The 6,683-nt window shown below is 53.4% G+C and carries 7 protein-coding genes; all 7 read left to right on the top strand.

Going from position 1 to position 6,683, the window contains the following annotated elements; genetic code table 11:
- Positions 1 to 178: 178 nt before the first annotated feature.
- Positions 179 to 1,729, top strand: a complete 1,551-nt coding sequence (locus tag MWU64_RS07860; protein WP_247063222.1) for a 2-isopropylmalate synthase — start codon at positions 179 to 181, stop codon at positions 1,727 to 1,729.
- Between the two features lie 44 nt (positions 1,730 to 1,773).
- Positions 1,774 to 2,568: a hypothetical protein gene (locus tag MWU64_RS07855; protein ID WP_247063214.1), complete on the top strand. Its 795-nt coding sequence runs from the start codon at positions 1,774 to 1,776 to the stop codon at positions 2,566 to 2,568.
- On the top strand, positions 2,565 to 3,047 hold the full coding sequence (gene rimI / locus MWU64_RS07850) for a ribosomal protein S18-alanine N-acetyltransferase (RefSeq protein WP_247063212.1): 483 nt from the start codon (positions 2,565 to 2,567) through the stop codon (positions 3,045 to 3,047). The genes MWU64_RS07855 and rimI overlap by 4 nt, the downstream gene beginning before the upstream one ends.
- A gap of 59 nt (positions 3,048 to 3,106) precedes the next feature.
- A complete protein-coding gene (gene prfC / locus MWU64_RS07845) occupies positions 3,107 to 4,687 on the top strand; it encodes a peptide chain release factor 3 (RefSeq protein WP_247063209.1) in 1,581 nt (526 codons plus the stop codon).
- A gap of 21 nt (positions 4,688 to 4,708) precedes the next feature.
- On the top strand, positions 4,709 to 5,497 hold the full coding sequence (locus MWU64_RS07840) for a TatD family hydrolase (RefSeq protein WP_247063201.1): 789 nt from the start codon (positions 4,709 to 4,711) through the stop codon (positions 5,495 to 5,497).
- 209 nt (positions 5,498 to 5,706) lie between these two features.
- A complete protein-coding gene (rplM, locus tag MWU64_RS07835) occupies positions 5,707 to 6,135 on the top strand; it encodes a 50S ribosomal protein L13 (protein WP_114333849.1) in 429 nt (142 codons plus the stop codon).
- 12 nt (positions 6,136 to 6,147) lie between these two features.
- Entirely contained in the window at positions 6,148 to 6,540 is a 393-nt protein-coding gene (gene rpsI, locus MWU64_RS07830) for a 30S ribosomal protein S9 (protein ID WP_133006426.1), read from the top strand.
- The last annotated feature ends 143 nt before the right edge of the window (positions 6,541 to 6,683 follow it).

The following is a 6,683-nucleotide window of genomic DNA, read 5'->3' as shown; positions in this document are numbered from 1 at the left end:
GTGGCACTTGCCCATGTGAGAGTAGGTCATCGTCAGACGCCTAATACCGAAAACCCCAGCTTCGTAAGAGGCTGGGGTTTTTTTCATTTCTGGCTTTTCTCCGGCGTACGCTCCTGAAACTAAGAAGTGGTATACTCACGCCAACAAATAACACTTAGTTTCTGATGGGAGCCCGGCTATGGCTGCACCTGATCATTTGGTGATTTTCGATACAACTCTTCGTGACGGCGAACAAAGCCCCGGCGCGACGATGAATAAAAATGAAAAGCTTCGAATCGCCAAAGCCTTGGAAAAGCTCAGGGTTGATGTGATCGAAGCTGGCTTCGCTATCGCCAGTCAGGGTGACTTTGAAGCGGTCAAAACCATTGCTGAAACCATCAAAGAATCAACGATTTGTAGTCTTGCCAGGGCTCTCGATAAAGACATCGACCGGGCTGCGGAGGCGATTCGCCCAGCCGCGCAAGGTCGAATTCATACCTTTATCGCCACTTCGCCCATTCACATGCAGCATAAGCTGCAGATGCAGCCGGACGAGGTCGTCGAGCAAGCGGTACGAGCTGTCAAACGAGCGCGGAGCCACGTTGATGATGTGGAGTTCTCCTGCGAAGATGCCGGGCGTTCAGAGCTGGATTTCCTGTGTCGCATTATTGAGGCGGCAATCGATGCGGGCGCAACCACCATCAATATTCCGGACACGGTCGGTTATGCGATACCGGAAGAGTTTGGAGAGACGATACGTCAGCTGCTGAACCGCATACCTAACGCCGACAAGGCGATTTTCTCTGTGCACTGCCACAATGACCTCGGCCTTGCTGTGGCGAACTCAATCGCTGCGGTAACCAGCGGCGCGCGGCAGGTAGAATGCACGATTAACGGCCTGGGTGAGCGTGCGGGTAACGCCTCTCTCGAAGAAATTGTGATGGCGGTACGTACCCGTAAAGATCTGTTCAACATCGATACCCGAGTAAACGCTGAACACATTGTTCCAGCCTCTCGTTTGGTGTCTACCATTACAGGTTTCCCTGTTCAGCCTAACAAAGCCATTGTGGGTGCGAACGCGTTCGCCCACGAATCCGGGATTCACCAGGATGGCGTACTGAAACACCGGGAAACCTACGAGATTATGAAGGCCGAGGATGTCGGCTGGCATACCAACAGTTTGGTGATGGGCAAGCACTCCGGCCGTAACGCGTTCCGCACGCGTTTGCAGGAATTGGGTATCCAGTTTGAAACTGAAACCGAGTTGAATGAAGCGTTCACCCGCTTCAAGGCATTAGCCGACCTTAAACACGAAATATTCGATGAAGACCTGCAGGCCATCGCCAGTGATACCAAGCAGAAAGAAGAAGTCGGCCGCTATGGCCTGGTATGTATGAACGTAGCATCAGAAACGGGTGTGGTGCCGAAAGCAACGTTGACCATGACGGTTGATGGTACCGAACATACAGTAAGTGCTGAAGGTAGCGGGCCAGTTGATGCAACCTTCAAAGCGATCGAATCACTGGTTGATTCCGGTTGTAACCTGCAGCTTTACTCGGTCAACAACATTACCAGTGGCACAGATGCTCAGGGTGAGGTGACTGTGCGGCTTGAGCGTGGCGGTCGAATTGTTAATGGCGTAGGCGCAGACACCGACATCATCATCGCATCGGCTAAAGCTTATATTGAGGCTCTTAATTTGGTCACGTCGGGCGGTATTCGTCAGCATCCGCAGGTTGCTGATGTCTAATATCAGGCGGTTGGCTTCACGACGAACGATTGGGTTTTGTTGATATGCATACCGAAGCGGCAAGGCAATTCTACCTCGGCGTCGCCGGTGTCAGGATGTGGTATGCGCGTGAACCTTTGCCAGGCGCCGCGCCCAGTCCCGAGTACGACTTCAGTGAAGACAATGATGAGACGGTCGCACCAGAGCTTGGTGTGACCGCCTCGGCGGTACCCGCGCAAACCGATCCGGAGCAAGCGGCTCGCAGTCGCGACAAGATTGCGCATCTCCAGAGTTTGATGTCAGCGGTTGAGGCCCCCTCAAGCTCGGCTCGGCCACCGAAGTCACCTAAACCCGTGCCTCAACAAACAGCGGTTGAAGGCAAAGCCGGATCCCCTGAAGAAGCTCCTGTTCCAGTGGAAGAGCCTGCGCGCGTTTCCGTTCATGGGCCTGAAGCTGTGCCTCGTTTGTTCATTCAGGCATGGGAGGGTGATCGCTTCTTGTTGCTTGCGGAGATGTCTGAGGATGCAAGTTTGTCGCTTCAACAAACATTGGCGACGAACATATTGAGAAGCTTGGGTGAGTTCTCGTCTAAGAGGCTTGATGCCATTCATTGGCCACTGTTTAACAACCTGAAGGTTTCCCTAAATCGCGTTGAGCATTTGTTGGAGGCAATCTCTGGGAGTTATGGCAAAGGTGGCGATCGGCAGGTGATCGTTTTGGGGAACGGCGCGGATTGGATAGAGGATGCGCTGGGAAAGGCGCCTGCGGTGCAGTTTTCAGGCAGCTTGGCGAAGCTTGCATCAGAGCCTCAGCTGAAGCGAGAGTTATGGCAAATGATTAAACCGTTAGCGGCTCTATGAAGGGCGAGCAAGCGACTGTCTCGATTGAAGCGGCCCAATCCGGCATACGCCCGCTGACCCAAGACGATCTACCGAGAGTGATCGAATTGGAGCGGCTTGGGCATTCGCATCCTTGGACAGAAGGTATCTTCCGGGACTGTTTCAAGGACAGTTATCGGGCGTGGGGATATGTTTCCGAAAACGAACTCGTTGGCTATGCGATCATTAGTTATCAGTTTGATGAGGCGCACTTGCTTAACGTGTGTGTGCATCCGGGCTTTCGAGGTAAGGGGTTGGGGCGCGAGCTGCTTCGGCGTGCAATAGCGGTTGCTATTGAAGACGACTTGGCATGCATGATTCTGGAAGTACGGAAAAGCAATCGTGCGGCAACATTGCTGTATCGAAGTGAAGGGTTTCAGCAGATTGGCGTCCGGCCAAAATATTACCCCGGTCCTTCCGGTGGGGAGGATGCCAGGGTCATGGAGTTGCAGTTCACCTGACCCCCCGCTAGCCCGTATAATACCTCGTTTATCATCCATTCCATTCAGGCTGTTGTCATATGTCTAACCTATCGAAGGAAGTGGCTAAGCGCCATACCTTTGCGATCATCTCGCACCCGGATGCCGGTAAAACCACCATTACTGAAAAGGTACTTCTGTTCGGGCAGGCGCTGCAGAAAGCGGGTACGGTCAAAGGTAAGAAGTCCGGCCAGCACGCAAAATCTGACTGGATGGAAATGGAGAAAGAGCGGGGCATCTCGGTAACCACCTCGGTGATGCAGTTCCCCTACGGGGGTAAGCTGGTGAATCTTTTGGATACCCCGGGCCACGAGGACTTCTCGGAAGATACCTATCGGACTCTGACCGCGGTGGACTCGTGTTTGATGGTGATTGACAGTGCGAAAGGTGTAGAGGAGCGAACCATCAAGTTGATGGAAGTTACGCGCCTCAGAGACACCCCCATTCTGACCTTCATGAACAAGCTGGACCGGGATACTCGCGATCCCATCGAGCTGATGGACGAGGTCGAAGACGTTCTTAAAATTGCCTGTTCTCCGGTGACTTGGCCGATTGGTATGGGTAAGAGCTTTAAAGGTGTGTATCACCTGATCCGCGATGAGGTGATTTTTTACCAAACCGGGCAGGGCCACACGATTCAGGAAAGGCGTGTCATCAAGGGCTTGGACAACCCCGAGCTCGATGAGGCACTTGGCGGCTATGCTGCAGACCTGCGAGATGAAATTGAGCTGGTGAAAGGCGCATCCCACGAGTTTGATCAAGAGGCGTTTCTGGCCGGTGAGCTGACACCGGTATTTTTTGGTACGGCACTGGGTAACTTTGGTGTTGACCATATGCTCGATGGCCTGGTGGATTGGGCGCCAACGCCTCAGCCTCGTGCGACCGATGTGCGGACGGTAGAGCCGGAAGAGGATGGCTTTTCCGGATTCGTATTTAAGATCCAGGCGAACATGGATCCTCAACATCGTGACCGAATTGCGTTTGTTCGGATTGTCTCTGGTAGTTACAAGCAGGGTATGAAGGCTCGTCACGTCCGGATCGGGAAAGACGTTCGTTTCTCTGATGCGTTAACGTTTATGGCGGGCGATCGTGAGCATGCTGAGGAAGCATTTGCCGGCGATATCATTGGCTTGCATAACCACGGAACCATTCAGCTTGGCGATACCTTCACGGCCGGCGAAGACATGAAGTTCACCGGTATTCCGAATTTTGCACCGGAATTGTTCCGCCGGATTCGCCTGAAAGATCCGTTGAAGGCCAAACAGCTGCAGAAAGGATTGATCCAGCTTTCCGAGGAAGGCGCGGTTCAGGTGTTTCGGCCGTTTAAAAACAACGACCTGATTGTCGGTGCCGTCGGTGTTCTGCAGTTTGATGTGGTGGTTGCAAGATTGAAGAGCGAGTACAAGGTTGAGGCTATATATGAGCCGATCAACGTGGCGACTGCTCGCTGGGTAACCTGTGATGACGAGCGCAAGCTGGAAGAGTTTCAGCGTAAGAATCAGGAAAATGTCGCACTCGACGGTGGTGACCGGCTGGCGTATATCGCGCCAACGATGGTGAATCTGAGTTTGGCCCAGGAGCGCTACCCGGATATTCAGTTCCATAAAACCCGAGAGCACTAACGCACCCTTACGGAGCCGTGCATGCGTCTGTTCGATGCCCATTGCCATTTCGATTTCCCGGAGTTTGATGGGCGCCGGAATGAAGTGTTGGCGGATTTAAACGCGCTGGGTGTAAGAGGCCTGGTGATGCCCGGGGTTCGGCGGGCCGATTGGGGGCGGTTGGTGTCTTTATCAAAGCCCGAGGCGGGGCTATGGTACTGTTTGGGTATTCATCCTTGGTTTGTGGGCGAGCACGACGAGGGAGATTTAAGTGCCTTGGAGGCAGCGCTCGAGAGAAAAGAGCGGGGCTGTCTGGGAGTAGGCGAGTGTGGCCTGGATGCTTTGCGCGGCTCCGTCGATGAACAGAAGCCTTGGTTTGCCGCGCAAGTTCAAATGGCTTCTCGTTTTGATCTGCCGCTGGTAATCCATTCTGTAAAAGCTCACGATCAAGTAGCCGCCCTGTTGCGTGCCGAGCGTTGGCAGGGGCGGGCGCTGATTCATGGCTTTTCGGGAAGCTATCAGCAGGCTTGCCACTTTATCGAGCTGGGCTGCTATATTGGAGTGGGTGGGGTGATCACCCACGAGCGGGCAAAGAAAACGCGAGACGTGGTTTCGCGCTTGCCGGCAGACGTCTTGGTGCTGGAAACCGATGCTCCGGATATGTCACCTGCGGGGGTCCCGAAGGGGCAGAACTCGCCAGTTTATATTCCGGCTATCTTTGGTCAGCTGGCTGAACTGCGGGGAGAAGACAAGGCGTGGCTTGCCGGGGTATTGATGGAAAATGCGGGTAAACTCTACGGCCTGGCGCCGACGGTATTGGCGCCAGATTAAACGCTGAGTAGGGGATTTACGAGACAAAGGGGCTTAGGGTTGGCTTTCTCTCAGGGTTCGAGTATACTTCGCGCCCTGGCTTTTCAAGGCGATGTCACTATCTCAGCCCCGAATAGTGCCAGCGCAAACTAGGTATGGACCTCCCCCGGATGCCTTGCATGTACCGGTGGTGGTTTTTAACGTTTCTTTTAGCGTTCAAGGCGGAATCAATGAAGACTCTGAGTGCGAAACCAGAAACTGTAAAACGTGACTGGTACGTTGTAGACGCAGCCGGCAAGACGCTGGGTCGTCTGTCAACCGAAATCGCCCTTCGTCTGCGGGGCAAGCATAAGCCTGAGTATACCCCTCATGTGGACACTGGCGATTATATCGTTGTTATCAATGCCAGCCAGGTGAAGGTTACCGGCAACAAGGCATCTGATAAGATGTATTACAGCCATACCGGCTTTCCAGGTGGAATCAAATCCATCAATTTCGAGAAGCTGGTTGACAAGGCTCCCGAGCAAATCATTCAGAAGTCTGTGAAAGGCATGCTTCCGAAAGGTCCGCTTGGCCGTGCCATGTTCAAGAAGCTGAAAGTGTACGCCGGCGCTGAGCATGCGCATGCCGCCCAGCAGCCCAAAGAACTCGACATTTAACGGAAGGCGAATATGTCTGTAGCACAAAATTACGGTACTGGTCGCCGCAAGTCATCCACGGCTCGGGTTTTTATCAAGCCGGGAAGCGGTAACATCTCTATCAACGGTCGCACAATCGAAGAATTCTTCGGTCGTGAGACTCTTCGAATGATCGTGCGTCAGCCGCTGGTTGTTGCGGGTTCTGAAGATCGTTTCGATATCAATATCACTGTTAAGGGTGGTGGTATCAGTGGTCAGGCAGGCGCAATTCGCCACGGTCTGACTCGTGCCCTTATGGATTACGACGAAACACTGCGTCCTTCAATGCGCGAAGCGGGTTATGTTACTCGTGACGCACGTAAGGTTGAGCGTAAGAAGGTTGGTCTGCGTAAAGCGCGTAAGCGTCCGCAGTTCTCCAAGCGTTAATCTGCACCTTGTGCCGATGGAAAACCCGATCTTTTGGTCGGGTTTTTTTGTGTCTGAGGACCGTAAAAAATTTTGATCTGGCGCAGGGATAAGCCCGGCACTGGGCCTTTCTAACTTGTAAGCGAAGGTTAATTTCATTACCA

It is taken from the genome of Marinobacter sp. S0848L, assembly GCF_023016065.1.
Lineage (GTDB): Bacteria > Pseudomonadota > Gammaproteobacteria > Pseudomonadales > Oleiphilaceae > Marinobacter.
The sequence above is the reverse complement of the archived record's forward strand: the minus strand, read 5'-3'. Positions and strand labels throughout refer to the sequence as shown.

What these genes read in the sequence shown, in the direction of transcription:
- MWU64_RS07860 (WP_247063222.1), top strand. Translation starts at nt 179, where the DNA reads ATGGCTGCACCTGATCATTTGGTGATTTTCGATACAACTCTTCGTGAC.
- MWU64_RS07855 (WP_247063214.1), top strand. Translation starts at nt 1,774, where the DNA reads ATGCATACCGAAGCGGCAAGGCAATTCTACCTCGGCGTCGCCGGTGTC.
- rimI (WP_247063212.1), top strand. Translation starts at nt 2,565, where the DNA reads ATGAAGGGCGAGCAAGCGACTGTCTCGATTGAAGCGGCCCAATCCGGC.
- prfC (WP_247063209.1), top strand. Translation starts at nt 3,107, where the DNA reads ATGTCTAACCTATCGAAGGAAGTGGCTAAGCGCCATACCTTTGCGATC.
- MWU64_RS07840 (WP_247063201.1), top strand. Translation starts at nt 4,709, where the DNA reads ATGCGTCTGTTCGATGCCCATTGCCATTTCGATTTCCCGGAGTTTGAT.
- rplM (WP_114333849.1), top strand. Translation starts at nt 5,707, where the DNA reads ATGAAGACTCTGAGTGCGAAACCAGAAACTGTAAAACGTGACTGGTAC.
- rpsI (WP_133006426.1), top strand. Translation starts at nt 6,148, where the DNA reads ATGTCTGTAGCACAAAATTACGGTACTGGTCGCCGCAAGTCATCCACG.